Below are 25,756 nucleotides of genomic sequence, written 5' to 3'. Positions count from 1 at the left end.
CGCCTTCAGGAAAGCAAAGGATAGTCCAATGAAACGTCTCGGCTGGGTTGGCGTCATCGCCGCCTTTCTCCTGATCTCGGTCTTCGGCTTCGGGATGCTCTCGCGGCAGGGTCGCCCGGCGCCGGAGCCGACGGCAGTCGATGCACGCCCGATCGACCAGCATGCCGGGCACGGCGATGCCGCCTCGGATAATCCCGCCACCCGTTCCTACAAGGAGGCGAACGAGCGGATGCACGCCGCTATGAACATCGACTACAGCGGCGACGCCGATGTCGACTTCATGCGCGGGATGATCGCCCACCACGAGGGGGCGGTCGCCATGGCAAGGATTGCGCTCGACCAAGGTTCGGATCCCGAGGTCAAGGGCCTCGCGGAGGAGATCATTCGGACTCAGGAAGCTGAAATTGTCCGTATGCGGGTGTGGCTGGCCAACCGCGCGGCTCGCCCGGCGGACGCGCAGGGCTGAAGCCATGGGGGGCAAGCGATCCCCGATCCGGAGCAAGGCTCCTCGATGGCGTCCAGGGCGCTACAAGGGGCGCGGCCGGTCCAAGCTATACGGGAGGCCAGAGCCGTTCCGGCCGGTGCAGGACACACTGATCGCGATTGGCGCGAGCCTCGTCGCCGGCGCGATCGTCGTCTGTCTCGCCGTACCGCTGGCGGCGACCTACCGCATCCCGGTGTTCGTGTCCTTCGGCGTTCTCATGTCGCTCCTGGCGATCATGACCTATCGTCTCGGGCGGAAGGGGCAGGCTGGACGGGTCATGACCGCCGCCATGGCGACTGTATGTCTCTTGGGGTTCGGCCTTCTTGTTCTGACGCGAGATCAGTTGCAGTTCGGTCCGCGTCATCACGATCACCCCGGAGTGGCCGAAGCGGCACGGCCTTGAGACTGCAGCGCAGACCGCCAGGCCGCAGCCGGTCTGGGTTTCGCGGGACGGTGTCGCTCTTCCCATTTGGTAATCGTCGGCGCGCTGCCGCTGTTGATTCCAGTCGCCGGACTTGTCGGTATCGCGCCCGGCGACCCGCAGTGAGCCGGCAAGCGTAAGTCGCTGTTTCGCTAGGCTGCGGCACCCTCCAGGATCGACTGGACCGGATGGCGGCGCAGCACCCCCTCCACGACATCGGGCCGGTCCACCGGAACGAAGACCCGTGGGGCATAGGCGATGATCTCGACGAAGCAGCCGAGCGAGACCAGGGCGTCACGGTCGGTGCGGCCCCCGACCACTTCCAGCCGCCAGCGGTCCATGACCCGCGATCGCTTGAGCCACAGGCCGCCCGAAAGGGCGAGCTGGACATTGCGGTCGAGTACGGCCGCAGCGGTGCGCCCGCCATCGGCCCAGGCGTCGCCGACCTCGGTCAGGCCCAGCGCCGTCTTCAGGCTGGCGGCCTGAACCTCGTCCAGCACGCGGCCCAGCCAACGCCGACCGTCCGGCGCGCGTACGCGGCGAACCGAACAGCCCTTGGACGGCAGCCTTCCCCAGATTGGCAACAGAAGGCCGGTCGCCAGGGTCAGGCGGCGCGTCCGCCACGGATCGGTCGCGGCGACTTCGGCGTCCCAGACCGCCCGCCACGCCGCCTCATCGGTCTGGGCCCAGGCCGACTCCTCGAACGTCTTCTCCGGCGTGACCTGATGCTGGTCAGGCCGCAAGAGGCGCACCGCCGGAACAAGCCGGTCGTCATCGGTCGTGGTGGTCAACCCGAACTCGGCCAGGGCGGCGCGGCCGGAACGGTCGTTGACGACCAGGCGGAAGGCCGAGCCTTCAGCGCCTGCCAACGCCGCGTCCGAGCTGACGAGTTCACGCCGCACCTTGAGTTCGAAGGTGACGAGTGCGGTTTCCGCCCCGGTCGAGACGTCGGTCCGGATGGTCTCCTCCTCCACCACGGCCAACTCCTCAGCCTCGATGTCCTCCAGCCCGCGGTCCAGGTCGGCCGAGGCGGCGGCCCTTTCGAGAATGCCTGAAAGGATGCCGTCGAAGTCGGCGAACAGGGCGTTCTGGTCGGCGATGCGCAACGCCAGCAGCCGGTTCAGGAAGGTGTGGATCGGCGGCAGGTCGTCGGAGAGCTTGAGCCCCCCGTCGGCGTCGCGCAGCTTCAGGCCGGTCCTGGTCTCGAAGTCCTCCAGCGTCATGGACGACAGCTCGCCAAAGCCGAGCGCGCCATAGAAGACGAGCAAGGCGCGTCGCGCCCACGGGCTTTCCAGATTGTCCTCGGCCCGGAACAGACCGGCCCCGGCCGTTCGGCGTTCGCCGCGCGTCAGGGCTCCCAGCGAATCCAGCCGTCGAGCGATGGTCGAGGTGAACCGCTTCTCGCCGTGGATGTCGGTGGTGACCGGGCGGAACAGCGGCGGACAGGCCTGATGGGTGCGATGACTGCGCCCCAGACCCTGGATGGCGGCATCCGCCCGCCAGCCCGGTTCGACCAGGTAGTGCGAGCGGCGCTGCTGGTTCGGCGCCGAGAGGTCGGAGTGGTAGCTGCGTCCTGTGCCGCCTGCGTCCGAGAAGACCAGGATACGCTTGCGGCCGGACATGAAGGCGTCGGTCTCCGACCGCGCGGCCGAGGCGCCGCGGCGCTCGACGAGCCGGCGTCCGTCGCGCGCGACGACGCGACGCGACCGTCCCGTGATCTCTGCGACCGCCTCTGTTCCGAAGGTGTCCAGAAGGGCGTCCAGAACGCCGGGCACGGCGGGCAGGAGCGCCATCTTCTCGATCAGGTCTTCGCGCCGGCGCAACGCCTCCTGGCTCACGGCGGGCCGGCCGTCGACCATGACCGGGACCAGCGTCACCGAGCCGTCGTCACCCTCGATCGCCTCCATGAGATTCACCGGGAAAGCCTCGCGCAGATAGTCGAGGACATATTCGCGCGGCGTCAGGTCAATGGAGAGGTTGTTCCATTCCTCCGGCGGGATGGACGCCAGTCTTCGCTCCATCACCGCCTCGTTCGTCGAAACGATCTGGATCACGGCGGAACGCCCTTCGGTCAGGTCCGCCCGGATCGACGCCGCAAGCGTCGGCGCCTTCAATCCCGCGAGGAGGTGGCCGAAGAAGCGCAGCTTGGCGCCTTCAAACGCGGAATGGACGGCTGAGGCGGCCAGGCCGCTCTTGGCCTTGCCTTCCTCATCATTGAAGCCGGTCGCTTTCAGCGCCTCGCCCAGATTGGCGTGGATCAGCTGGAAGGCGTCGGCCCAGGCGTCCCAGATGCTGATGTCGTCCTCGGTCAGGGCGTGGAAGAGCGGCTCGTACTCGACGCCCTCGAACGACAACGACCGCGCCACATAGAGGCCGAGCGCCTTGAGCTCGCGCGCGACGAGCTCCATGGCGGCGACCCCGCCCTTGTCCATGGCGTCGAGGAAGTCGTCGCGGGTGACGAAGGGCGCCTCCGGCCCGCCCCAAAGACCCAGACGGGCCGCGTAAGCCAGATTCTCCGCGGTGGTGGCGCCGGTCGCCGAGACATAGAGCACCCGGGCGTTCGGCAGCCGGTTCTGAAGCGCCAGGCCGGCCATCCCCTGCAGGGAGGCCTTCTTCGTTCCCCGCGCCCCCTTGCCGCCCCCCGCGGCGTTGGCCATGGCGTGGGCCTCGTCGAAGGCGATGACCCCGTCGAAATCCTCGCCCAGCCAGGCGACGATCTGGTCGAGCCGCGACATCTTCTGGCCGCGCGCAGGCTGACGCAGGGTGGCGTAGGTGGTGAAGACAATCCCGCGATCCAGCCGCACGCCATCTCCCAACTTCCAGCTGTTGAGCGGCACGATGTCGTGGGCCCCGCCGCCGATGGCGGCCCAATCGCGCCGGGCGTCGTCCAGCAGGGAGTCGTTCTTCGACAACCACAGGGCCTTGGTCCGCCCCTGGGCCATGTTGTCGGCGATGACGGCGGCGATCTCCCGGCCCTTGCCGCAGCCGGTGCCGTCGCCAAGGAAGAAGCCGCGCCGGAGCTGGACGGAACCCTCATCCTCCTCCCGCGACAACCTGAGCTGACGAGCCGACTCTCCCGGCGTCCACCAGGCGGGCAGCATGCCGGCGTGAGCCTCGCCGGCGTAGATGACCGTCTCCAGCTGGGCGTCGGAGATCCGGCCGTCGAGACGCACCGCCGCCGGAAGGACCGGCCGGTATGACGGGGCGGGCGGGGCGACCGAGGCCATCGGACCGGACTCGACCAGGGCTGACGGGTGGGGCGTCTGCGCCGTCAGGGCGATCCGCGCCAGCCGGTGCGCCTGGTAGAGGCCGACATCGCGGCCCTCGCCCGTCCAGGCGAGGGTCTGATAGGTGATGGGGGACGCTCCCGCGAGGAAGCCGAGACGCCCGGACGGCAGGGCGAGTGACCGGTCCCGGGGCGCCAGCAAGGTCTGCGCCCCGAGTTCGAGGCGAACCCTCGGCCTCGCCTTGACGCGCTCGGGCACAGCCGAGGCCAGGGCGGCACAGGCGGCGAGATCTTCACCGTTCGCGAGCGCAGCGACCGCGGCGCCGCCCTCGAGCCGGTCCAGAACCAGCAACCCGGTCTCCACGCTGGTGCCGTGCCTGGAGAAGGCGCGTGGCGGAAAGCCGATCCGGGCGACGACACGCCCCCTGGCGCTCAACCGACGCATCAGACCCTCGTCGATGAGGGCGGTGATCGGCACGACGGCGGCCAGGCGCCCGCCATCGGCCAGGGCCGAGAAGGCCCCGGTCAGATGCGCCTCCAGATCGGTGAAGGGCGGATTGCAGACCGCGACGTCGAACCCGCCCGCGCCCGGCAACAGGTTCTGGACGCGTCGTCCATCAAGACGTGACCGCGTCGCCGAAACGAAGAGGCCGTCGAGCAGGACGGCGCGACCCTCGGCCAGTTCGTTCAGCGTCAGAACTCCGCCGCAGGCCTCGGCCACGATAGCGATCAGCCCGGTGCCCGCCGAAGGCTCCAGCACTTGGTCACCCGGGCGAACCTGACCGGCCAGCACCACGAGCGCCGCCAGTTCCGGCGGCGTGGAGAACTGGTCCAGCGCGATCTGATCTTCGCTGCGTCGGCTGTGGGTCAGACCCAGGGCGCCGACCGTCGCCAGAAGGACGGCGATGGCGGCCGGCGCGTCCTCGAGCCGCGACACCTGGGGCGCCAGCCGGCGGATCTGCAAAACGGTCGCCGCCTCGATGGCCTCATAGGCGTCCCGCCAGTTCCACAAGCCCTCGGCGTCCGACCCGCCGAAGCCGGTGGTCATGACGCTGGAGACCAGTTTGCGGTGCAGCGGGCGGGACCGGGCCAGGTGGGTGGCGAGCACCCGGGCTGCGGCCATGAGGTTGGCGGCGCGGTCGCACGGGCGTGGTGCGCTGAAGAGCGAGAGGCTGGCGGTCTGAGGCGGTGTCTGCGCGGCGGTCATGGGAAGGGCTCCGTCGCCTGGAGCGGCGGGCTCATCCCTCCGGTCCTCCAGGCTCGCGCCCAGCCGCCCTTCCTCCCGCCTTCCATGACGAAGGCCCGCCGCGACGATGTCGCGACGGGCCTCGTCGTCTTCACGCCTGGATCAGGCGGCGTCGTCGAGCGCCGCCTCGCCTTCAGCGGTGACCTCGAAGGCGCCGACGCCGTCGTCAGCTCGCCTTCGCTCTCTTCCGCCGTATCGCTCTCCGGACCGTCAGCGTCCGACGCCGCGACCTCGTCGACGTCGGGCGGTGTGGTCCAGGACAGGCTGGCCGGCGCCCATCCCTTCTCGGCCGCATTCTCCTCGACCCAGGGGATCAGATCGGCCTTCTTCAGCAGGGCCGCTCTCACATCGGCCCGGTCCATCTCTTCCAGCATCTTCAGCAGCAGGGTTTTGGAATGCGGCTTCAGGAACTCGGCGTCCGGGGTCCAGTGCAGACTGATGTCCGCGCCGCAAAGCTCGGCGAGTTCAGCGGCTTCGGCCCGGGCCGACTTGCGGATCAGTGTGGTCCGCTCCTCCCGAACATCCAGGGAGAGGGCGGTGAGCTCGGCCAGCAAACCCATCTTGTCGCCATGGGCGAGACCATGCACCCAGGCGATCACCGTCTGGCCCGACGCCTCCCACGCGGCGCGTCGATCGTCGAGCCTCTGGCGGACCTCGCCGTCCAACGCCTCGATGACGCGACCGCCGGTCGGCTTGAAGGCGGACGCGGTCAGGGCGAGGGCGGACTCGGACCTCTGGCCGGAGGTCCTGACGGCCAGCTGATTGAACAGGCGGGCGATCAGCGCCGTGAAGGCGACGCCGGGATCGTCGGCGAGGGCGCGGATCAGACCGCGGGTGGCCACGTCGGTGCGCACGGCGTGAAGGGCGTGGTTGACGCCCTCGGTCTCGGGTTCCGGCGTATCGACCTCGGGCGGCCGGTAGACGGGAGCGGCAGCGATGCCCCCCGCGGAGGCGGGCGCCTCATCGTCGGTCTCGTCCTCGACTTCCGGTTCCACGGGCGTGAAGCACCGGACTTCGATCCCGGTGCGTAGTGCAGGACGCAGGACCAGGGTCGTGGCTGCCCGGCCGCTCCATCCCGCCTGATCCATGGCCAGGCGGTCGCGGATCATGACGTCGAGCGCGGCGTCCACCGCCTCGGCGTCGGTCGTCTCCGTCAGGACCGCCTCGACCCCTTCGACGGCGGCGTTGAAGGCGTCTCGCTTGTCGCGGTAGGCCGCCATCTCCGTGGCCGGAAGCATGCCGCCGTAGACGTAACCGGCGGCTTCCAGATCGTCCGGCAGGTCCGGTTCGGGGCCCGCCGTGACGTGGACCGCCAGGCCCTCGGCCTCGTAGATCAGGGCGATCTCCCGTGCACGTCGGGTCCAGGCCTCCGTGAGAATGGCCGGGTCCAGCAGCACCGGCGGCAGCTCGCCGAACAGATCGGTCTCGGAGCGGCCGCCGGCCTCGGCGTATCGCTCCGGGCCGATGAGGGCGCAGCGAGGGTCGCGCGCGGTGACGCGAGCCTCGTCGAGCTTTTCGGTCACGCGCCAATCCTGGAAACCGTGACCGTCGAGGGTCATCCGGGCCAGCTCCGCCTGCTCGTCGGGGTCGGAGAGCCTGGCGAGCAGGCGCGCCTGGCGCAGGTTCAGCCGGCCGAGCCGCAGCGCCTGCAGCGCGACATCCGGCAGGGCGGCAAGGGCCGCGAGACGTTTGATGTCGATTTCCGCGTATCCCAGCGCCTTGGCGATCGTGGGCACGCCGAGCTTGCGTTTCAGCATCCGGCCGATCGCCGCGATGATGTCGGCGACATGGACCGGCACGGCCGTGTTGGTGAGCAGGACGGCCGCGGCCTGGCGGGCGGGATCCGTCTCGACGAAGACATCGACGAGGAAGCTGTCGTCGATACGTCCCTGTTCGACCAGAAGACGAAGCGCCAGCAAGCGCCGCCTGCCGTCGAGCGCCATGTTGGCGGCTTCCTTCTTTCGACCGGGCCGGACGGTCAGGGGCTGCAGCTGACCGGCGGCGAACAGAGTCTCGGCAAGCAGCGGAATGTCATCGTCGGAGGGCTCGCCGAAGCGAAGGTTCTCCGGGGCGATGTCGAGATCACGGAGATGGACCAGCGGGCGGTTACGGGTCGACGCGACCTGGAAGGGGGTGGCGACGACGGCGACGGCGGTGGAACGGGACATGAGGGCTCTCCTGCCGTAGGCGAGGTCCATCCCCGCCTTTACGGCGCCCGTCCGCGCTCTTCCTTTCCCGCTTTCTGATGGTCTCGAGCGGCCTCGTTCCAGTCGCCGAACGGGGCTGGGGGAAAGGCGACGATCGCTTCCACGCCATCGCGCTCGAGCCGCCTGGCCAGCCGCATCGCGGCGATCTCCCCGGCTTCGCCCCGGTCTCCGGCGATTAGAACCGTCGAAACATGGTGGGGTGCATGCCACCGCGAGAGGTTTCCGGCTGACATGAGCGCCCAGCCCGGCAGGTCGAAGCGGACCATGGCGGACAGGGTGGTGACGACGCCTTCGGCCACCAGCATCCGCGCCGCCGCGGGACGCAGCCGTACGGCCGATCCCGGCGGGACTTGGCCCACGGTCTTGCGGGGAACGCTCAGACCCGATGCGACCTGCCCGTTGGTCGCGAGATAGGTGAGCTCGACGGCCGTGAGATCCCCCGAGGGCGACCGGATCCCGGTCATCATCGCGCGTCCGACGCGCCGCCCCGGCCGGTAGACCGAGAGGGGCGCGCGGGGATGTTCGAGCAGGTCGTCGAGGTCTTCCCGCCAAGCGACGCCGCGCACGGCGAGGTGACGTGCGACCACGCCGGTCCGGGCGGGCCTTACCCCATCCTGCCAGAGCGCACCCGCGACCGCCCGCCGTCGGGGGTGGTCGATCACGGGCCTGTCCGGCGTGTCCGCGACACCCATGAGCCGACCGCCGTGATCGACCAGTCCGCGACGCCGCAGGTCGTCGCGCACCTCCCGCCAATCGGCCGCGCCGAAGGTGTGGATGACGACACGGCCGCCATCGAGCAGGAGCGAGACGGAACGGTCCGCCTTCCCATGGCCGGGCGCCGGCACATTGGCGCGCAAGCCGTTCTGGTAGAGGTCTCCGCCGAGGATCGCCACGATCTGGCGCAGGCTCACCGGAAGTGCCCGAGGGTGCGCAGGCTGGCCGTACCGTCCCTCCCGACGACCAGATGATCGTGAACCTGGATGTCGAAGACCTTGGCGGCGTCGACGATCTTCCGCGTCATCTCGATGTCGGCGCGGGACGGCTCGGGATCGCCCGAAGGGTGATTGTGCACGAGGATGATGGACGCGGCCGACCCCTCCAGCGCCCGCCGCACGACCTCGCGCGGATAGACGGGGGCATGGTCGATCGTGCCCTGGGCGACCAGTTCGTCGCTCAGGAGCCGGTTGCGCTTGTCGAGGAACAGGGCCCGGAACTGCTCGCGGGGTTCCTCGGCCAATGCGACCCGAACATAGGCGAGCAAGGCCGTCCAGCTGGTGATGACGGGCCGTCTCGAAGCCTCGGCGCGGACCAGCCGTTCGCTGAGCACACGAAGCAGTTTCAGGTCGGTGAGAGCCGCTGGTCCCAGTCCGCTGGCGCGCGCCAGTTCCGGCACATCGGCGGAAGCAATGGCGGCGATGTCGCCGAACCGGTCGAACAGGGCGTCCACGGCGGGCATTGATGTCTGTCGCATGCTGCGGCCCAGCAGAAGCGCGAGGAGGGCGCGGTCGTCGAGGTTGGCGAGGGAACTCGTGTCGGGCGAACGCCCAGCCGCGGCGATCGCGGGTTCGAGGTCAGGAAGCGGGCGCATGGCGGTCTCCAGCAAGGCTCCCAAGCGGAGCATTCCCGGCCGCCCTTCCTTTCTTCCCGATCGCGCTTTTCGATCCGACCGGATCGGCCCAGGTTGATCCGATGAAATGGTGGCTCATCCTCCCGCTCCTCGCCGCGCCCGCGATCGCCCATGCCGATCCGTGCGAGGGGCGACTGCCAGATCGCGCCGGACAGGTTTTCTCGGGGCAAACCCGCTATGTCGGCGATGGCGACGGGCTCTGCGTCGGCGACAGCACGAACCCCTCCACCTGGATCGAGGTGAGGCTCGCGGACTTCAATGCCCCGGAGCTCAACGCACCGGGCGGACGCGCCGCCCGGGACCAGTTGCGCCGTCTGGTGATGGGCCGACGCCTCGAATGCGTGGCGACGCGAGGACGTAGCGGCCGGGTGATCGTCTATGATCGGGTGATCGCGACCTGCCGGCTCGACGGTCGTCGTGTCGGCGACCTCCTGAGGGCCGCCGGGGTGCGCGAAGGCGGCAACTGACCCGTCACGGCTCGGAGACGAGCCGACAGCGAGAATATATTGCGGTCCGGCCGGATCGGGCAAAACGGCTCACCCGCGTGACACGCCTCTATATCGGCGTCGACGGCGCCCGAGGACCGGATTTGCGGCCAGAAAGTCGCCTCAAACGGCCCTCTCCCTCGAAGTCTCGATGGTCTTCGAACGGATGGTCGTCATGCCGCCAGCACGCCTCGCCGGTCTTGTCGCCGCACTACTAGTCGCGCTTCAGGCGTCCACCCAGACCTTCGCCTGGCTTTATCGCTATCATGTGACGCTGGGGCCGGCGCTCCGGCTGGACGAGACAGGCGTCTACTGGCCCTGGATGATCCTCGTCTGGCGCCAGAGGTTCGGGGCGGCGGAGGGGGACGCCTTCGCCCTGCCGCTCTCGGTCTTCATGCTCGTGATGGCCGCGGGCGCCGGGGGCCTGCTTCTGTTCGACGGCGGCGCCGTGAAGCGAACGCGCGGGTGGGGCGGCCTGGCGGAGGCTCGCCGTGCGGGCCTGAGGCACGACGCGGGGTGCGTCCTCGGGCGGTTGCAGGGCCGTCTTCTGGCGACGACCGACCTGCGCCCGACGCTCGTGACGGGCGGGACCCGCGCGGGGAAGGGACGGGGCCATGTCGTCCCCACCCTGTTGAGCTGGACCGACAGCGTCCTGGTCCATGATCCCAAGGGGGAGCTGTGGCGGGTGACCGCCGGTTGGCGCGCCCAGCACAGTCATGCGCTCTACTTCAACCCGCGAGACCCGGCGTCCGCGCGCTTCAATCCTCTGGCGGAGATCAGACCGGGGCCCCAGGAACTGGCGCAGGTCCAGCGGCTGGTCGCCATCCTCAGCGATCCGGGAGGCGCACGGGACGACGAGGCCATCTGGGACAAGGCGGCGTCCGAGATTCTCGAAGCCGTGATCCTGCACGTCCTCTACACGGCGCCGGACGCGGACAAGACGTTGTTGACGGTGAGAACGATCCTCGCCGATCTGGACGCCGCCGCCGACGTCATGGTCCGGACCCTTCATCGTCTGGGTCCCGAGGGCGTCCCCGAGGTCCATCCGTTCATCTCCACGGCGGTGAAGGGCTACGCGGCGATGCACGACCGCTTTCGCACCTCGGTGCAGGGCACGGCGCGCAGCTATCTCAAATGGCTGGCCGGCGACGATCTGGTTCGGGCGATGTCGGCATCGGATTTCGCGCTCGGCGATCTGATGTGCGCCGAGGCGCCGGTCTCCCTCTATGTGCAGGTCGCTCCGGCCGACGCCGTCGCCTTGCGACCGGTGATCCGGCTTCTCTTCTACGCGGCGGCCCAGGCCCTGACCGCCGCAGAGCACGCCGACGACGCGGGCCGCGAGAAGCGCCGGCGCCTTTTGATGCTCATGGACGAGTTCCCGCTGCTGGGCCGACTGGCCTTCTTCGAGAAGTCCCTGCGCCTGATGAGCGGCTACGGCATCAAGACAATGTTCGTCGCCCAGTCCCTGAACGACATCGTCGAGACCTATGGGGCCAACAACACCATCCTCGACAACTGCCATGTCTACACCGCCTTCAGCGCTCTCGATCCGCTAACACAGGACAAGGTGTCCAAGCTCACCGGCACCGTGCTGGAGCGGAAGACCAGCCGCAGCGGTCCGGCGGGGCTGGGCGCCGGCCGGAGCTCGGTGTCCCGCTCCGAGATCGAACGGCCCCTGCTGGAGCCGGGCGAAGTCCGGGCGCTGCCGGACGAGGTGCAGCTGACCTTTGCGGCAGGGCACAGACCGCTGCGGACACGCAAGGTCCTCTACGACAGGGAGCGGCCCTTCCGGACGCGCGCGGACCTGCCGCCGCCGGATCAGGCGGCTGGCGTCGACACGCCTGGCGCACCGGTTCACCCATGGGCGGGACGACGGGGGCTGGGCGAGGATCCGGAGGCGGCCCTGCCGCTGTTCAAAGAGGTGGAGGCGGCGATCCATGACCGACGCGTCGCCGCCAGGGCGGCCGAGACCTACGAGCGGATTTCGACCGCCTTCGCGGCGGAACAGGCGGTGCTTGACGGGTTGCAGGGAGGCGGGGATGGGCGGGCGTGAGACCGGGGCGACGCGGGTTCAGGTCTATCTCACCGACCCCCGCGTGGTCGCCGCCCTGCAGCGGGAAGCGCGCTCGGCCAATATTCCGATCAGCCAGGCCGCCGGACGCTCGCTTGCGAAGGGCCTGGCCAGAAGCCTCCCCGCCGATCCGGACGACCGTCTGCTTCAGCTCGACCGCGCGCTAAGAGACCACATGCGGTCGACGGCGCGAGACGTGCAAATCATCCAGGAGCTGGTCATCGAGGTCGCCCGCGCCTTCTTCATGCGTTTGCCGGACGCCGTCACGGATCAGGATCCTGTCGCCCGCGCCGCAGTGGACCGCCGGATCGAACAGCTTCTCGATGACACGGCCGCCCGGTTGATCTCGGGCGGCAGGCCGCAGCGCGGGACGGCCGAATGAGCGTCCATCCTATCGTCGGCGAACGGAAGCTGGAGGCGCTTCGCCACGCGCTGGGGCCCGACATCCTGGAGGCGCTCACCGATCCGCTTGTGGTCGAAGTCCTCGTCAACCCGGATGGGCGCCTGGTCCTGGATCGCGTCGGGACCGGGCGCGCCGATACCGGCCACGAGTTGGAGTCAGAAGCCCGGGAACGGGTCATCCGGTTGATCGCGGACTATGTCGGGGATCCGGTCACCCGGGAGAATCCACGTCTGGCAGGGGTACTTCCGGTCACCGGGGAGCGGTTCCAGGGGTTTCTCCCGCCGGTAACCGCCGCGCCTGCCTTTTCGATCCGGAAACGACCCGCCGTGATCTGGACCCTGGATGACTATGTCCGTGACGGCGTGGTGACGGAGGGGCAGGCCGAGGTCCTGCGCGCCGCGGTGCGGGATCGCCGGAATCTGCTGATCTCGGGCGGTACGGGTTCGGGGAAGACGACGCTGGCCAATGCGCTGCTCGCAGAGCCGGCGTTTGCGAACGACCGTGTCTTCCTGATTGAAGATACGCCCGAACTTCAATGTTCCGCGTGGGATCTCGTCGCCACCCTCACACGCCGCCACCCTGTGCCGATCGGGGTCGTCGACCTGGTCCGTGACGCTTTGCGCATGCGACCTGATCGGATCGTCGTTGGAGAAATGCGCGAAGGGTCGGCGGCGCTCGAAACCCTCAAGGCCTGGAACACCGGGCATCCGGGCGGCCTTTCGACGATCCACGCGAATTCCGCCCGCGAGGCTGTGTCCCGGATCGAGGATCTGATCGCCGAGGTCGGGCCAGCGATCCCGCACCGTATGATCACCCAGTCCATCGACATCATCGTCCACATCCGCCGGACCCGGACGGGCCGGGTCGTCGATGACCTGCTGCCCCTTGAAAGCTGACGAGGGTACCGCGCGCTGGAGCTGAGAGGCAGCTCCCCCATAGGCCTGAAATATCCGCGTGATTGCAAATCGTGCGGATGTGTGGTTCGTATTCGACGAAAATATCGACGAATACGATCACAAGGATGCTCATTCGTGACTCAGAAACGCGAAAAATTCCGTGAACTGGCGGAAGGTCGCACCACCAAGGCGCTCGATGCGATCGCCCGGATCGGCAACCTGTCGAACCGGCAGGTCTATGAGTACGAGGACGTGGAGGTGAAGAAGATCATGCGGGCGCTGCGTGACGCCGTCGCGGAGGTCGAGGCCCGCTTCGAGGCTCCCCGGACCCGCAAGTCCGGCTTCAAGCTGTAGGCCGCCATGACCCAGTCCAGCATCACCCCGATCCTTATCGACGATGTCGATTTCCTCGTCTCGACCACCATCGAGCGTTGCCCGCGCACCATGATGGTGCGGGAGTTGGCCAAGAACGCAATGGAGGCCGCGTCCCTCGCGCCCGAAGGCAGTCGTCAGGTCATCTTCCGCACTGTGACGTTCAACGACACGCCCAAGCTTGCGATCTGGAACACCGGACCGGGGATGGACGCCGCCGAGCTCTACCGGATGTGCGATCTAGCCTCGTCCATCCGCAAGCAGAAGGGCCTGGACGCGAACTTCGGGATGGGCGCGAAGGTGGCGTCCCTGCCGTCCAACCGACTGGGGATGGTCTATCGCTCCTGCAAATCCGGCGCGGTCAATGAGGTGATCCTCTGCGAGCGCGACGGGCGGTACGGGCGTCTTCGGCGAACGCTGGAGAACGGCGACCTCGTCGAGGTCATCGATGTGACCGAGCTGGCCGCCGAGGAAGGATACGACCTGACGGAGGACTGGACGGAAGTTCGCCTGCTGGGGAACGAGGCGGATCAGGAGACCGCCCGTGCGCCTTACAACGGCGATCCGGTGGTCGATGCGCAGTGGCTGGCCACCTACTTGTATCACCGGTTCTACCGCCTGCCTGAAGGCGTGCGCGTGACCCTGCTGGCTGGAACGCACAAGCTCGGAGACGGGACCCGGGCTTTCGAGCCCCTGCCGCGACGCGCCGCCGCCGGAGCCTTTGAGCGGACCGAGACGGTCGAGGCGCCGGGCGGCGTGAAGATTCACTATTTCTACGACCCGCCCTATGAGAAGTCGCCGAGCCATAACCGCTCGATCAGCGGCGCCATCCAGTCGGCCCTGAGTCTCGCCGGCGTCGTCTATCGCGACGAGCTTTATGATGTGAAAACCGGGCGCGGCTGGTCCATTGACGTGATGGTGTGGACGACCTCCGCCTGACGGGCTGTTCTGGGTGTGTCGTCATCAGGGACGTCACGTCTAGGAGCGGTATCATGCAGACCATCGCTGTCGTCGGGCTCGATCTGGCGAAGACTGTTTTCCAGGTTCACGGTGTAGCCACAGACGGCACGGTCGTCGTGAGACGGCAACTGCGGCGCGGCCAGGTGCTGGCCTTCTTCCAGTCGATTGGGCCGTGCCTGATCGGGATCGAGGCGTGCGCCTCAGCCCACCACTGGGCGCGTGAACTGATGGCGATCGGCCACGATGTTCGGCTCATGCCGCCGGCGTACGTGAAGGCCTATGTGAAGCGCGGCAAGACCGACGCCGCCGACGCTGAAGCGATTGCCGAGGCTGTCACCCGGCCGACCATGCGGTTCGTGGCTGTGAAGTCGAAGGCCCAGCAGGCGGTGTTGATGCTGCACAAGACCCGGGATCTCCTGGTTCGTCAGCGAACGATGCTGATCAACGCACTGCGGGGCCACCTCGGGGAGTTCGGCATCGTCGCGCCTCAAGGTCCAGCTGGGGTGCGGGCAGCGCTGAAGAGTCTGCGTGAAGAGGGTCAGGCCCTGCCGGATCTGGCGCATGCCGCGCTTGGCGGGCTGGCAGAACAGCTCGAACACCTTGGCGCAGAGATCAGCCGTATGGAGCGTCGGATTCTCGATTGGCATCGGCAGGATGAGACGAGCCGGCGACTGGCGACCATCCCAGGCATCGGGCCGATCACTGCCAGCGCCATGGCGGCCAGCGCGCCAGATCCGAGTCTCTTCCGTTCCGGTCGGCAGTTTGCAGCCTGGCTGGGACTCACGCCGCGGGCCAATAGCAGTGGCGGCAAGGAACGCCAGGGCGGCATCAGCAAGATGGGTGACAGCTACCTTCGACGTCTCCTGGTCGTCGGGGCCACGGCGGTCCTGCGAATGGCCCGGCAGCGAGGACGCGAGGGCTGGGTCGGCAATCTCCTCGAACGCAAGAAGCCGAAGGTCGCCGCCGTGGCCTTGGCCAATAAGACGGCTCGCATCGCCTGGACCCTGATGGCGCGACAGGAGGACTACAAGCCCACAGCGGCATAGAGATCGGGCCGGTCTTCACCCAGGACCGGCGCCGTAGACGAAGGAGTGGTGAGACGTGATGACGAACCGGCCGCAGCCGGGGATCGGTGAAACCCAGGGGGTCAGAGCGCCTCGAGCGCGTTGACGTGATTAGGGAGCCGGTCCGCGGACTTCATCAGGGCCAGCAGCGCAAACAGCTGCATCAACAGGCCGAACACATGACTGCACTCGACCGAGCGCCAACGTCGTTTCCACTCTTGCGTCTTGGAGGTCGTCCACACATGACCCCCTGAAACTCCTCCAGGAATAGCTAGAGTCCGCCCAACGAAGGACGGACAGAATGAAGCGATCGAGGTTCACGGAAGAGCAGATCATCGGGATCCTGCGGGAGCAGGAGGCCGGTGTAGCGACGGCGGAGGTGTGCCGACGCCACGGGGTCAGCTCGGCGACCTTCTACAAATGGAAGGCCAAGTTTGGCGGGCTCGACGTGTCGGAGGCTCGGCGGCTCAAGGCGCTCGAGGATGAGAACGCCCGGCTGAAGCGGATGCTGGCGGACGCGATGCTGGACAACGTGGCCCTGAAGGACCTGCTGGGAAAAAAGTGGTGACGCCCGCCGGCTATCGCGAGGCGGCTGGCCATCTGCAGGCCGCCTACGAGATGAGCGAAAGGCGGGCGTGCCGTGTTCTGGGCGTCGATCGGACGAGCGTGCGCTATCAGGCGACGCGCCCGGACGACGGCGCTCTGCGCGACCGGCTGAAGGCCCTGGCCCAGGAACGTCGACGGTTCGGCTATCGTCGCCTGCACGTGCTGCTGCGGCGCGAGGGCCATGCGGTCAACAGGAAACGGGTCCAGCGGATCTATCGCGACGAGCAACTGACGGTGCGCCGGCGCGGCGGCCGGAAGCGAGCGATGGGCACGCGGCGACCGCTGGACCTGCCGCTGGCGCCCAACCAGCGCTGGTCGCTGGACTTCGTCGCAGACCAGCTGACGGACGGGCGGCGCTTCCGCATCCTGACGGTGATCGATAACTGTACGCGCGAGTGCCTGGCGCTGGTGGCCGACACCTCGCTGTCGGGCGCGCGGGTCGTGCGGGAGTTGGACGCCGTCATCCGGCAGCGAGGGCGGCCCGACACCATCGTCAGCGACAACGGCACGGAGTACACCTCGAACGCGGTCCTGGCCTGGGCCGACGACACCGGCGTCGGCTGGCACTACATCGCGCCGGGCAAGCCCCAGCAGAACGGCTTCAACGAAAGCTTCAACGGGCGGCTGCGTGACGAGCTGCTGAACGAGACGCTGTTCCGCTCGCTGCCGCACGCTCGCGCCGTGCTGGAGGCGTGGCGACGCGATTACAACGAGCAGCGTCCGCACTCGAAGCTCGGGTGGCTGACGCCGCAGGCTTATGCAGAAGCGCTCACCGGACACATCGGCCGGCCTGCTGCGCTGGTTGATGGCTGCGCAGACCGGCCTCTTGCCAACCCAGCCGATCACAGCTCAGATCAACCTAGGACTCTCGTTATGGCTGGATGAGAAACGGGGGTCACGTCACGATGCTCATGGGGCTTCTGTAGCGGACGGTCAGATAGACCTTGTTGTCCGGATCCCAGACGTACACCTCCGAAACATCGCGAGGGTCGCGGCGGACAGTGAAGGTCTTGCTTGGCGTCTTCGCATGTCGCTGACGCAGGGCGACCAAGCCGTCGGAATCGTAGTGGAAGAGATCCCACTGAACACCATAGCTTTGTAGCGTCCGCTCGGTCTTCGGCATCAGTTCCTTGCGCCAGAAATCGAGATTGTCGACTTCGTCAGGCAGCTTGTTGATCTGCCTGGTCCCTTCGAAGAAGTACGAGCGCCATTTCTCCAGCGGGGTCATGCCGAGCGTGGAATGCTTGGTGTTGATGTGTTCCTTGATGACGCTGAGGAGGTAGAGTTCAAGCTCCCCAAGCGTGAGGCTGGCGGACTTCCTCGGGTCGGGAAGCTTTGCGCGCTCGCGAATATTCGATCCGGTCGCGCCAGGGAGGTGCTTCACGCTGAACGCTAGCTTGCCAAAGTAGCGTTCGATGTGGGGGCCATATCGAGGCGTCTTGACCTTCCGGTTCATCAGCTCCCCGTCCACGTTGGCCATGAACTGTCGAAGCATGGAGCCCCTGAACTCCTTGGCATTGTCCGCATGGATCATCTTAGGGAAGCCCCAAACGGGCCACTCCATCTCCACGCCCAGGTCGGCGAGCCATCGTTCTTTGCGTGTGATCGAATGGAAAATCGCGAGACCGGCGCTGGAGGCGCCGGTAGGATCCAGAGAGAGATAGTAGCCGATGGGCATGAAGCTGAATGTGTCGATCACCATCGTCAGCCGAGGTCGGCCGATGGGGAGGCGATCAACGCTGTCCACCACTTCGAGATCGTAATCCCAATAATCGATCTGGACTGAACTGAGCGGCGCCTCAGCGAAAGGATAGCTGCCCATCAGGCGCTTCTTAGCGTCGTGCGATGCCCGCTTGCCCTGGCGCGCCTCGATGACCTCGATCGGGTCTAGCGCCGCGATGCGAGCGTAGAAGGTGGCGAGAACCGGAGGGCGTAAACCGGCCTTTGCGAATTCGATTTCGAGGTGTTCCTTGTACACCGTCATAGGGGCGGGCTGATTTTTGACCAGGTAATGCTTCCTGATGATGGCATCGAGGAGGGCGTCTCGCTCGGCGCTCATACGCCGCTGTCCGCGCGCGCCTTGCCCGCCCTTGGGAAGCAAGCTCATGACCGAGCCGGTGTAGCCTTTCACACGGCGATAGACGGTCGCTCGATCAACCCCGAGCACCTTGCCGGCTTCGATTATGAAGTCCGACTTTTCACCACGCGAGATGGCGCCGGTGAGAAGGGGTTTGAGGACTTCCCACCAACGGTAAGCTTCCTCGGTCTCTTTAGCGCTATAGTCGTCCAGAGTGCGGATCGGTGCGCTTACGCTTCGTGGATCGTCGATGTCCTTACGCCCGACGAGGCGATGTTCCTCGCTCTCGAAGCGGACCAGATAACTGTCCAGGTCGAGTACGCGAACGATAGTGGCAGGGCGCTTGCCGATCGTGACATTGACGCCGGCGTCTAACCTAAGTCCCTTCAAGCAATGCTCCGATTTTCGCATTCACCCACCACGTCAGAGGCGTATCGTCGGTGAGAGGCTTGTTGAGGTCGCCAATCAGAAGCTCCGCACCCAGCATGTAAGAGAGGGCTTCCATAACGACGCCGCGAATGGCCCCTTCCTCCTCCAGCCGGAAACGGATGTCGCCTAGTCGGTGCGTCCCCTTGGCGAGGACAATCGCCTGCACCCGACGCACCATTTCCTGATCTACGCTGCCTCGCAGGGTCGGGGCGATCAGCTCGGCGTTCACCTGACGCTGTGTGCGAATGGTGCGTTCGGTCACCACGCGGTAGCCGACATCTCTCTCGGCGAAATACCGGCGAGCGGCGCGGTACTTCGGCGCCAGTGTTCCATACCCCGAGCGTAGGATCGCCAGCGGTTTCACCTCGAAGACCACGCGTCGAAAGCCGTGAGGCCAAGGCGAGCGTGTCTGCCAGACCGCCATGATGTCGGGCGTATAGGTACGCGCCTGGCCATCGACCGTAAGACTGATCGTCATCGGCTGAGTGACCACGTCGCGGATGTGGCCGTCCACCTCCAGCGACATCAGGAAATCGCGTTCCAGTTTGGACTCGTAAAGAAGCGGTCCGCTCGGATAGCGCGAGGGCATCTGCCCTGTCACTGAGCGGCGGCCCGGCGGAATGCGTCGGCGCTTATGCACTTCGGTATCTTGTCGCATTATTTGCCAAAGTCCTAGATTTTGTCGCAGTTTTTGGTGGATGAAATCGGAGCTTTGGGCACCGCTAACGGGTCATTTCAGGCTTGGTTTGTCGCATCGGGTGCCGGAACTCACACCTGGGCCGCCGCCTCGACCTCGACATCCCACGCCCCGGCCGCCGGCGAATGGCGCCAACGGACGCCGGGCGTCGCCAGCCGGCGGTTTCGGGTCTGCTGGTCCGCGTCATCGCTTTCGGTCAGGCCGTAGACATAGAGGTCGAGCGACCGCCGCTGGCCGAGGTCGCGAGTCCAAAACAGGCCGGCGAACTGCAGGTTGGAACTCTCTCGATCCCACGCGATCCGATTGTCCTCGATGGCGGCCCTGTCGTCCGGCAACCGCACCTGCGGCATGACCCAGAAGGCCGTCAGCGCGCCGTCGGCCAGGGGCGTGTCGAAACGGGCGCCGGTATAGGCGTTGGTGGTGTTGCGAAAATTCTGGCGAGAAACGAAACGCTTGGAACCCAGATCCATGGTGAAGCGGCCGAGTTTCAGTGTCCGCTCACGTCGCGCGCCGAGACGGATCTTGGCGTAGGCCTGAACCAACTCCAGCGCATTGACCTCGCCAACGCCGACCGACGACAGCGGACCTTGCCCGAACGCCCGCGAATCGAACACCTCGCCCGAACGTCACGTGACCCACATCCCGCTCGACGGCCAGCGTCAGCCGCGTCGTCAGGACGGCGTCGCTTGGCTCCGCCATCGGACAAAACTGGCCTGACAGCGTCTCTCCCCGCGCGCGCGCCGATCCGGAGACGCGCCAGCTATCCTGGGCGTCCGTGGGTTGCCCGGCGGCGGCGATCGCACCGCTCATGAGGAGGCCCATCAGCACCGGACAAGCGTTCCCGTGGTTGGCGCGGGCCTCTTGATGTCTCCCATCGTCGTTTCCTGCTGCGTTTTGTCGCAACAGGCCGGGCCAAGCTTAAGCCAGCCTTAAGGTGATTGCGACGGCATCCGCCGCCCAAACCAGCGGTCCACGCGATCGGCGTAGGCGGACCAGGCTGGCCCGAAGAGGGCCGTCAGGTGTCGTTCCTCGCGCCGGATGGCGAGGCGGTCGGTGGCGAAGGCGGCGACGGGGGCGGCCACGAAGAACCAGGCGTTGTCGAACAGGCCGCCGAGGCCGAGCAGCAGCAGGCCGTTGGCGAGATAGATCGGGTTGCGGCTCCAGGCGAACGGACCGGTCGTGACCAGAGCGGTCGCCGCCCGGTGCGGCAGGATGTTGGCGCGCCACCGCCGCATCACCAGCATGGCCCAGAGGTCCAAACCAAGGGCGAGCCCGACCAGGAGGCCGCCAGCGGCGAAGGCGCCGGGGAAGAGAGCGGGCGGGGACCACAGACGCGCCGTGATGAGCGCGACAAGGACGGCGCCGCCCGTGATGAGCGGCGGCCAGGGCCAGCGGTTCGGCGCCTGCGGGCTCACCCCCCGGCCAGCTTGAGAACGCCGCGCAGCAGATAGGCGACGATGCCCAGGACGCCCACGCCCAGCGCCCAGAGCGCGACGAACCAGAGGCCCTGCCGGAGCCCGTTTGTGGAGCCGCGACGCATCAGTGGTAACCGTCGTCGCCGACCTTGCCGCGGAACACCCAGTAGGCGTAGGCGGTGTAGGCTAGGATGATCGGGATCAGGATCAGGGCGCCGACCAGCATGAACAGCTGGCTGGAGGCGGGAGCTGCGGCCTGCCAGAGGGTGATCTCGTCGGGTACGGCGTAAGGGAAGACGCTGACGCCCAGCCCGGCGAAGGTCACCGCGAACAGGCCCAGCGACAGCAGGAAGGGCCAGACCTCACGCTTCTGACGCATGGTCCAGAAGAAGGCGGCCGCGACGATCAGGACGAGCAACGGCACCTGGGCCGTCAGAAGCACGCCGGGCCAGTCGAACCACCGGCGGGCGTATTCGCCGTCGAGGAACGGGGTGGCCAGGCTGACCGCGCCGATCATCAGCAAGGTCGCCGGTCCCAACTTCCAGGCCTGGGACCGGGCGTGGGTCTGGAGCGCGCCATCCGTCTTCATGTTCAGCCAGGTGGCGCCGAGAAGGGCGTAGCCGACGACGACGGCCACACCGGTCAGCAGGCTGAAGGGGCTGAGCCAGTCCCACCAGCCGCCGCCATAGGCGCGACCGGACACTTCGACCCCCTGCAGGATGGCCCCCAGGGTGACGCCCTGGGAGAAGGCGGCCAGGAGGGAGCCGCCGAAGAAGGCGACATCCCAGACGGGCTTGGCCCGCACGGTGCGCCAGCGGTATTCAAAGGCGACGCCCCGGAAGACCAGCCCCAGCAGCATGGCGATGATCGGCGTGTAGACCGCCGGCATCAGGACCGCATAGGCGAGGGGGAAGGCCGCGAACAGGCCGCCACCGCCCAGGATCAGCCAGGTCTCGTTGCCGTCCCACACCGGGGCGATCGAGTTCATCGCCTTGTCGCGCTGATCGCCGGCCTTCAGTGTCGGGAACAGGATGCCGACACCCAGGTCGAACCCGTCCATGACGATGTAGGCGAAGACGGCGAAGGCCAGCAGACCGGCCCAGACCAGGGTCAGATCAACGCTCATGATCAGTCTCCTCGCCAGTCGGGATGGGACGGTCGGGGTCGATGGCGGGGGCAGGCGTGATGCCCGCCGTGCGGATCGGCGTTTCCGCCACGCCCGGCTCGCCGCGATGAGGCGCATGGCTCATCAGACGCAGGATGTAGAAGACCCCGGCGCCGAAGACGGTGAAATAGACCACGGCGAAAGCGGCCAAGGAAGTCGCGACGGCAGGCGCCGCCAGAGGCGCGGCGCTGTCGGCGGTGCGCAGCAGGCCGTAGACGGTCCAGGGCTGGCGGCCGACCTCCGTGGTGATCCAGCCCGCCAGCACGGCGACGAACCCCATCGGTCCCATGATCAGGGCGAAGCGGTGCAGCCAGGGGGCGTCATAGAGGCGGCTGCGCAGGCGGGCGTACAACCCCCATAGCCCCAGCAGCAGGATGGCCATGCCCAGTCCCACCATGACGCGGAAGGACCAGAAGACGATCTCCACCGGCGGCCAGTCGGCGCGGGCGACGGTGTCGAGACCGGCCAGAGGCGCGTTTGGATCATGCTTCAGGATCAGGGACGACAGCTTCGGAACCTCGACCGCGCCATGGACGGTGGCGGCCTCGCGATCGGGCAGGCCGAACAGGATCAGCGGCGCCCCGTCCGGGTGGCTTTCGAAGTGGCCTTCCATCGCCATGACCTTGGCGGGCTGGTGCTCCAGGGTGTTCAACCCGTGCATGTCGCCGATGAAGATCTGCACCGGAGCGGCGACCAGGATCATGCCCATGGCCATGGCGAACATCTTGCGCGCGCCCTTGTTGGTCCGCTCCTTCATGAGGTGCCAGGCGCCGACCGCGCCGACCACCAGACCGGTCGTCAGGTAGGCCGCCAGCAGCATGTGGGCGAGGCGATAGGGGAAGGACGGGTTGAAGACGATCTTGAACCAGTCGGCCGGGATGAACTGGCCGACCTCGTTGATGGCGTAGCCTTGCGGCGTCTGCATCCAGCTGTTGACGGACAGGATCCAGAAGGCCGAGGCGAAGGTGCCGATGGCGACCATCAGGGTGGCCAGGAAGTGCAGCTTCTTGCCGACCCGGTTCAGGCCGAACAGCATCACGCCCAGGAAGCCCGCCTCGAGGAAGAAGGCGCTGAGCACCTCATAGGCCATCAGGGGGCCGATGACGGGTCCGGCCTTGTCGGAGAAGACCGACCAGTTGGTGCCGAACTGATAGGACATCACCAGACCCGAGACGACGCCCATGCCGAAGGCGACGGCGAAGATCTTCAGCCAGTATTTGAAAAGGTTCAGATAGAGCTCGCGCCCTGTCTTCAGCCACAGGGCCTCCAGCACGGCCAGATAGCTGGCCAGGCCGATAGAGAAGGCCGGGAAGACGATGTGGAAGGCGACGGTGAAGGCGAACTGCATCCGAGCCAGGATCAGGGCGTCAAGTTCCATGGAAGCGTTTCAACCGATCAAGCCGAGCGCGCCGGCGCTGCGGTAAAGCATATATAAGGCGACGACGAAGATCAGCCCCGCGAAGACGGTATTCAAGACGCCTTTCTGTCCCGACAGGGCCTTGGCGAGCCGTGCGCCGACCAGACCGCCCAGCACGCCGCCGCCGATGAAGACGGCCGCCAGGGGCCAGTCGACCCAGCCATCAAGGGCGTAGTTGAAGGCCGTGGTCAGGCCGAAGGCGGTGACGCCGACCAAGGAAGAGCCGACGGCATAGTAGATCGGCATGCGGGTCGAGAACATCAGGCTGGGCACGATAAGGAAGCCGCCGCCGATGCCGAAGAAGCCCGACATCACGCCCGTGGCCAGGCCCGTGCCGACGAGCTTGGGTGCATTGCGCCGATCAAGCTGGACGTTCGGGTCTCCGCCGGCGGAGCGGCCCCGCAACATCAGTACGCCGACGACCAGCATCAGGACGGCGAAAAGGGCCAGCAGCTTCTGACCATCCACGGCCTTGCCCAGGCTCGAACCCAGAAAGGCTCCGAGCACCCCGGCGACCGCGAACAGACTGGCAATTTTCCATTTCACCGTGCCGTGGCGGGCATGATTGATCACATTGGCGAAGGCGTTGGCGGCCACGGCGAAGGCGCTGGTGCCGATCGCCAGGTGCGGCTCCTTGACCCCGACCAGATAGACGATCAGCGGCACGGCCAGGATGGACCCGCCGCCGCCGACCAGGCCCAGGGTGAAGCCGACGAGCGAGCCGGCGCCGGCGCCGAGGCCGTACTGCAGCGGAGACAGGTCCATGATCAGGCTCAGGCGACAGCAGGGCGAAGCTGGGGGGCGGGTTCGATGTGGTGGGGGCCGGCCAGCCATTCGCGACCGCGCAACATCCCAAGCCAGTAGATTTCGGGCAGGGCCTGGGCCTTCAGATGCCAGGCCAGACGGGTCGGCTTGGTCCCGTCGAGCATCCATTTCGGGAAGCTGGGCAGGAGCTTGCCGCCATAGCCGAACTCGGCCAGCACGATCTTGCCGCGCTCGACCGTGAGCGGACATGAGCCATAGCCGTCATAGACCGCCCGCATCGGCTGGCCGTCCAGCAGCGACAGGATGTTCTCGGCCACCACGGGCGCCTGTTTGCGGGCGGCCGCAGCAGTCTTGGCGTTGGGTGCCGAACAGGCGTCGCCCAGACCGAAGACGTTTTCGAACCGCTTGTGGCGCAAGGTGGCGTCATCCACCTCGATCCAGCCGCTTTCGGCGGCCAGCGGACTTTCGCGAATGAAGTCCGGCGCCGTCTGCGGCGGGCAGACGTGCAGGAAGTCGAACTCGCGCCGAACCTGGCGAACTTCACCGTCCGCACCGGTCACGGCGAAGGTCGCGATCCGCGCCGGGCCGTACACCGCCACCAGTTTCGATCCGAAGTTCAGGTCGATGCGGTATTTGCTGACATATTCCATCAGGGCCGGAACGTAGTCCTTGACCCCGAACAGCACCGGGCCGGCGTTGTGGAATTCGATCTCGATGTCGTTTCGACCGTGGTCGCGCCAGTGATCGGCCGACAGATACATGGCCTTCTGCGGGGCGCCGGCGCATTTGATCGGCATGGGCGGCTGGGTGAAGATCGCCCGACCGCTCTGCATCGCCTGGACCAGCTTCCAGGTGTAGGGCGCGGTCTCATAGCCGTAGTTGGAGGTGACGTTGTTGCGCCCGAGCGTTTCCGCCAGGCCCGGAATGGCGCCCCAGTCCAGCTTCAGTCCCGGCGCCGCGACCAGCATGCGATAGCCGATCCAGCGGCCGTCGGTCAGTTCGACGCGATCGTGGATGGGGTCGAAAGCCGCGACCGAGCCGCGCACCCACTGGGCGCCTTGGGGGATCAGGTCCTCGGTGCGGCGCCGGGTCCGCTCGGGCGTGAAGACGCCGGCGCCGACCATGGTCCAGCCGGGCTGATAGTAGTGATGTTCGGATGGCTCGACGATGCGGACATCAAGGTCGGGGCGACGACGCAGGAGGCTGGCGGCTGTGGCGATGCCGGCGGATCCGCCGCCGACGATCAGGACATCGCAGGACTCCAGGGGGGCGTACTGGGCGCTCATGACGCGGCTCCTTCGAGACGGGGACGCAGGGCGCCGAGGTCGTAGCCGGCGCTCTTGGCGCGTGCGATCAGATCGTCAGCGCTTATCGAGGCGACGTTCGCCAGCGCCCACAGGGTGGTCGTGCGCGTGCCGGTGCGGCAGAAGCCGAACACAGGCTGGGGCAGGTTGGCCAGAGCCTCGCGGAAGTCCGCCACGTCCTGGTCGGAGATTGCGCCGCCGACCACGGGAACATGGGCGAAAGCCAGTCCCGCAGCCTCGGCGGCCTGGCGCAGATCTTCGGAGCTGGGCTGGCCGGGCTCTTCGCCGTCGGGTCGGTTGGAGATCACCGACCGGAACCCTTGGGCCGCGATGTCGGGCAGGTCTTCCGGGGCGATCTGGGGCGAGGCGGACAGGGCCTCGTCCAAAGGGCGAATATGCATGGCTTTGTCTCCCTAGGG

At 67.3% G+C, this 25,756-nt stretch carries 25 protein-coding genes; 10 read left to right on the top strand and 15 right to left on the bottom strand.

What is annotated here, in order from left to right; all coding sequences use genetic code 11:
* Nucleotides 1-28 precede the first annotated feature (28 nt).
* Nucleotides 29-466, top strand: a complete 438-nt coding sequence (copM, locus tag ACZ5M6_RS01700) for a CopM family metallochaperone (protein ID WP_035307825.1) — start codon at nt 29-31, stop codon at nt 464-466.
* Between the two features lie 115 nt (nt 467-581).
* Nucleotides 582-887 carry a hypothetical protein gene (locus tag ACZ5M6_RS01695; RefSeq protein ID WP_035307824.1) on the top strand — a complete coding sequence of 102 codons (306 nt, stop codon included), beginning with the start codon at nt 582-584 and terminating at the stop codon, nt 885-887.
* 170 nt (nt 888-1,057) lie between these two features.
* On the opposite strand, the gene ACZ5M6_RS01690 is transcribed toward ACZ5M6_RS01695, so the two are convergent.
* Genes ACZ5M6_RS01690 through radC form a run of 4 tightly spaced genes read right to left on the bottom strand, consistent with a single transcriptional unit; the run spans nt 1,058 to nt 9,172 of the window.
* The gene (locus ACZ5M6_RS01690; RefSeq protein WP_035307822.1) at nt 1,058-5,338 is read right to left on the bottom strand and encodes a strawberry notch-like NTP hydrolase domain-containing protein; all 4,281 of its coding nucleotides are present in this window, start codon (nt 5,336-5,338) and stop codon (nt 1,058-1,060) included.
* Nucleotides 5,335-7,545, bottom strand: coding sequence for a ParB/RepB/Spo0J family partition protein (locus ACZ5M6_RS01685; RefSeq protein WP_464159423.1), 2,211 nt, complete (start codon nt 7,543-7,545; stop codon nt 5,335-5,337). Before ACZ5M6_RS01685 ends, ACZ5M6_RS01690 begins: the two co-directional genes overlap by 4 nt.
* Before the next feature lie 38 nt (nt 7,546-7,583).
* Nucleotides 7,584-8,495: a toprim domain-containing protein gene (locus ACZ5M6_RS01680; protein ID WP_054764208.1), complete on the bottom strand. Its 912-nt coding sequence runs from the start codon at nt 8,493-8,495 to the stop codon at nt 7,584-7,586.
* Nucleotides 8,492-9,172, bottom strand: coding sequence for a RadC family protein (radC, locus tag ACZ5M6_RS01675; RefSeq protein WP_081836096.1), 681 nt, complete (start codon nt 9,170-9,172; stop codon nt 8,492-8,494). The genes ACZ5M6_RS01680 and radC overlap by 4 nt, the downstream gene beginning before the upstream one ends.
* Before the next feature lie 101 nt (nt 9,173-9,273).
* On the opposite strand from radC, the gene ACZ5M6_RS01670 reads away from it, so the two are divergent.
* The 7 genes from ACZ5M6_RS01670 (at nt 9,274) to ACZ5M6_RS01640 (ending at nt 15,444) form a co-directional block, all read left to right on the top strand.
* Nucleotides 9,274-9,678, top strand: a complete 405-nt coding sequence (locus tag ACZ5M6_RS01670; protein WP_035306061.1) for a thermonuclease family protein — start codon at nt 9,274-9,276, stop codon at nt 9,676-9,678.
* Between the two features lie 193 nt (nt 9,679-9,871).
* A complete protein-coding gene (locus ACZ5M6_RS01665) occupies nt 9,872-11,749 on the top strand; it encodes a type IV secretory system conjugative DNA transfer family protein (protein ID WP_082382754.1) in 1,878 nt (625 codons plus the stop codon).
* Complete coding sequence (locus tag ACZ5M6_RS01660; protein WP_054764207.1) at nt 11,736-12,149, top strand: hypothetical protein; 414 nt, start codon at nt 11,736-11,738, stop codon at nt 12,147-12,149. Before ACZ5M6_RS01665 ends, ACZ5M6_RS01660 begins: the two co-directional genes overlap by 14 nt.
* Nucleotides 12,146-13,066, top strand: coding sequence for a P-type conjugative transfer ATPase TrbB (gene trbB, locus ACZ5M6_RS01655; RefSeq protein ID WP_054764206.1), 921 nt, complete (start codon nt 12,146-12,148; stop codon nt 13,064-13,066). The genes ACZ5M6_RS01660 and trbB overlap by 4 nt, the downstream gene beginning before the upstream one ends.
* A 135-nt stretch (nt 13,067-13,201) precedes the next feature.
* Entirely contained in the window at nt 13,202-13,420 is a 219-nt protein-coding gene (locus ACZ5M6_RS01650) for a hypothetical protein (RefSeq protein WP_054764205.1), read from the top strand.
* Nucleotides 13,421-13,426: 6 nt separating this feature from the next.
* Nucleotides 13,427-14,377: a hypothetical protein gene (locus tag ACZ5M6_RS01645; protein ID WP_464159418.1), complete on the top strand. Its 951-nt coding sequence runs from the start codon at nt 13,427-13,429 to the stop codon at nt 14,375-14,377.
* A 53-nt stretch (nt 14,378-14,430) separates the two neighbouring features.
* Complete coding sequence (locus tag ACZ5M6_RS01640) at nt 14,431-15,444, top strand: IS110 family RNA-guided transposase (RefSeq protein ID WP_114150059.1); 1,014 nt, start codon at nt 14,431-14,433, stop codon at nt 15,442-15,444.
* A 101-nt stretch (nt 15,445-15,545) separates the two neighbouring features.
* Here ACZ5M6_RS01640 and ACZ5M6_RS01635 read toward each other — a convergent pair whose 3' ends face one another.
* On the bottom strand, nt 15,546-15,704 hold the full coding sequence (locus tag ACZ5M6_RS01635) for a hypothetical protein (protein WP_271652833.1): 159 nt from the start codon (nt 15,702-15,704) through the stop codon (nt 15,546-15,548).
* Between the two features lie 59 nt (nt 15,705-15,763).
* Here ACZ5M6_RS01635 and ACZ5M6_RS01630 point away from each other — a divergent pair.
* A protein-coding gene (locus ACZ5M6_RS01630) for an IS3 family transposase (protein WP_165906610.1) occupies nt 15,764-16,953 on the top strand; the annotation gives its coding sequence in 2 pieces (ribosomal slippage) (nt 15,764-16,016 and nt 16,016-16,953; 1,191 coding nt in all).
* 10 nt (nt 16,954-16,963) lie between these two features.
* On the opposite strand, the gene ACZ5M6_RS01625 is transcribed toward ACZ5M6_RS01630, so the two are convergent.
* The 10 genes from ACZ5M6_RS01625 to ACZ5M6_RS01580 all read right to left on the bottom strand — a co-directional run bounded on the left by ACZ5M6_RS01625 (nt 16,964) and on the right by ACZ5M6_RS01580 (nt 25,738).
* A complete protein-coding gene (locus tag ACZ5M6_RS01625; RefSeq protein ID WP_197458382.1) occupies nt 16,964-18,535 on the bottom strand; it encodes a Mu transposase C-terminal domain-containing protein in 1,572 nt (523 codons plus the stop codon).
* A complete protein-coding gene (locus tag ACZ5M6_RS01620) occupies nt 18,522-19,163 on the bottom strand; it encodes a TnsA endonuclease N-terminal domain-containing protein (protein WP_464159415.1) in 642 nt (213 codons plus the stop codon). The genes ACZ5M6_RS01625 and ACZ5M6_RS01620 overlap by 14 nt, the downstream gene beginning before the upstream one ends.
* Nucleotides 19,164-19,342: 179 nt before the next feature.
* Nucleotides 19,343-19,885 carry an alginate export family protein gene (locus tag ACZ5M6_RS01615; protein ID WP_054764187.1) on the bottom strand — a complete coding sequence of 181 codons (543 nt, stop codon included), beginning with the start codon at nt 19,883-19,885 and terminating at the stop codon, nt 19,343-19,345.
* Between the two features lie 315 nt (nt 19,886-20,200).
* Nucleotides 20,201-20,686 (bottom strand): methyltransferase family protein, encoded by a 486-nt coding sequence (locus ACZ5M6_RS01610; protein WP_054764186.1) that lies wholly within the window; start codon nt 20,684-20,686, stop codon nt 20,201-20,203.
* Nucleotides 20,683-20,811 carry a DUF2474 family protein gene (locus tag ACZ5M6_RS01605; RefSeq protein ID WP_137721941.1) on the bottom strand — a complete coding sequence of 43 codons (129 nt, stop codon included), beginning with the start codon at nt 20,809-20,811 and terminating at the stop codon, nt 20,683-20,685. The genes ACZ5M6_RS01610 and ACZ5M6_RS01605 overlap by 4 nt, the downstream gene beginning before the upstream one ends.
* Nucleotides 20,811-21,812, bottom strand: a complete 1,002-nt coding sequence (gene cydB / locus ACZ5M6_RS01600) for a cytochrome d ubiquinol oxidase subunit II (protein WP_035308644.1) — start codon at nt 21,810-21,812, stop codon at nt 20,811-20,813. Before cydB ends, ACZ5M6_RS01605 begins: the two co-directional genes overlap by 1 nt.
* Complete coding sequence (locus ACZ5M6_RS01595; protein WP_066627970.1) at nt 21,802-23,229, bottom strand: cytochrome ubiquinol oxidase subunit I; 1,428 nt, start codon at nt 23,227-23,229, stop codon at nt 21,802-21,804. Before ACZ5M6_RS01595 ends, cydB begins: the two co-directional genes overlap by 11 nt.
* A gap of 9 nt (nt 23,230-23,238) precedes the next feature.
* Nucleotides 23,239-24,033 carry a sulfite exporter TauE/SafE family protein gene (locus tag ACZ5M6_RS01590; RefSeq protein WP_035308649.1) on the bottom strand — a complete coding sequence of 265 codons (795 nt, stop codon included), beginning with the start codon at nt 24,031-24,033 and terminating at the stop codon, nt 23,239-23,241.
* Nucleotides 24,034-24,041: 8 nt separating this feature from the next.
* The gene (locus tag ACZ5M6_RS01585; RefSeq protein ID WP_066627968.1) at nt 24,042-25,319 is read right to left on the bottom strand and encodes an NAD(P)/FAD-dependent oxidoreductase; all 1,278 of its coding nucleotides are present in this window, start codon (nt 25,317-25,319) and stop codon (nt 24,042-24,044) included.
* A complete protein-coding gene (locus ACZ5M6_RS01580; RefSeq protein ID WP_035308653.1) occupies nt 25,316-25,738 on the bottom strand; it encodes a protein tyrosine phosphatase family protein in 423 nt (140 codons plus the stop codon). The genes ACZ5M6_RS01585 and ACZ5M6_RS01580 overlap by 4 nt, the downstream gene beginning before the upstream one ends.
* Nucleotides 25,739-25,756: the final 18 nt, after the last annotated feature.

It is taken from the genome of Brevundimonas sp. Br13 (assembly GCF_055391505.1).
Note: the sequence above shows the minus strand (reverse complement) of the source record. Positions and strands in the feature narration are given on the sequence as shown.

What these genes read in the sequence shown, in the direction of transcription:
- copM (WP_035307825.1), top strand. Translation starts at nt 29, where the DNA reads ATGAAACGTCTCGGCTGGGTTGGCGTCATCGCCGCCTTTCTCCTGATC.
- ACZ5M6_RS01690 (WP_035307822.1), bottom strand. Translation starts at nt 5,338, where the DNA reads ATGACCGCCGCGCAGACACCGCCTCAGACCGCCAGCCTCTCGCTCTTC.
- ACZ5M6_RS01685 (WP_464159423.1), bottom strand. Translation starts at nt 7,545, where the DNA reads ATGTCCCGTTCCACCGCCGTCGCCGTCGTCGCCACCCCCTTCCAGGTC.
- radC (WP_081836096.1), bottom strand. Translation starts at nt 9,172, where the DNA reads ATGCGCCCGCTTCCTGACCTCGAACCCGCGATCGCCGCGGCTGGGCGT.
- ACZ5M6_RS01670 (WP_035306061.1), top strand. Translation starts at nt 9,274, where the DNA reads ATGAAATGGTGGCTCATCCTCCCGCTCCTCGCCGCGCCCGCGATCGCC.
- ACZ5M6_RS01665 (WP_082382754.1), top strand. Translation starts at nt 9,872, where the DNA reads ATGCCGCCAGCACGCCTCGCCGGTCTTGTCGCCGCACTACTAGTCGCG.
- ACZ5M6_RS01660 (WP_054764207.1), top strand. Translation starts at nt 11,736, where the DNA reads ATGGGCGGGCGTGAGACCGGGGCGACGCGGGTTCAGGTCTATCTCACC.
- trbB (WP_054764206.1), top strand. Translation starts at nt 12,146, where the DNA reads ATGAGCGTCCATCCTATCGTCGGCGAACGGAAGCTGGAGGCGCTTCGC.
- ACZ5M6_RS01645 (WP_464159418.1), top strand. Translation starts at nt 13,427, where the DNA reads ATGACCCAGTCCAGCATCACCCCGATCCTTATCGACGATGTCGATTTC.
- ACZ5M6_RS01640 (WP_114150059.1), top strand. Translation starts at nt 14,431, where the DNA reads ATGCAGACCATCGCTGTCGTCGGGCTCGATCTGGCGAAGACTGTTTTC.
- ACZ5M6_RS01620 (WP_464159415.1), bottom strand. Translation starts at nt 19,163, where the DNA reads ATGCCCTCGCGCTATCCGAGCGGACCGCTTCTTTACGAGTCCAAACTG.
- ACZ5M6_RS01605 (WP_137721941.1), bottom strand. Translation starts at nt 20,811, where the DNA reads ATGCGTCGCGGCTCCACAAACGGGCTCCGGCAGGGCCTCTGGTTCGTC.
- cydB (WP_035308644.1), bottom strand. Translation starts at nt 21,812, where the DNA reads ATGAGCGTTGATCTGACCCTGGTCTGGGCCGGTCTGCTGGCCTTCGCC.
- ACZ5M6_RS01595 (WP_066627970.1), bottom strand. Translation starts at nt 23,229, where the DNA reads ATGGAACTTGACGCCCTGATCCTGGCTCGGATGCAGTTCGCCTTCACC.
- ACZ5M6_RS01590 (WP_035308649.1), bottom strand. Translation starts at nt 24,033, where the DNA reads ATGGACCTGTCTCCGCTGCAGTACGGCCTCGGCGCCGGCGCCGGCTCG.
- ACZ5M6_RS01585 (WP_066627968.1), bottom strand. Translation starts at nt 25,319, where the DNA reads ATGAGCGCCCAGTACGCCCCCCTGGAGTCCTGCGATGTCCTGATCGTC.
- ACZ5M6_RS01580 (WP_035308653.1), bottom strand. Translation starts at nt 25,738, where the DNA reads ATGCATATTCGCCCTTTGGACGAGGCCCTGTCCGCCTCGCCCCAGATC.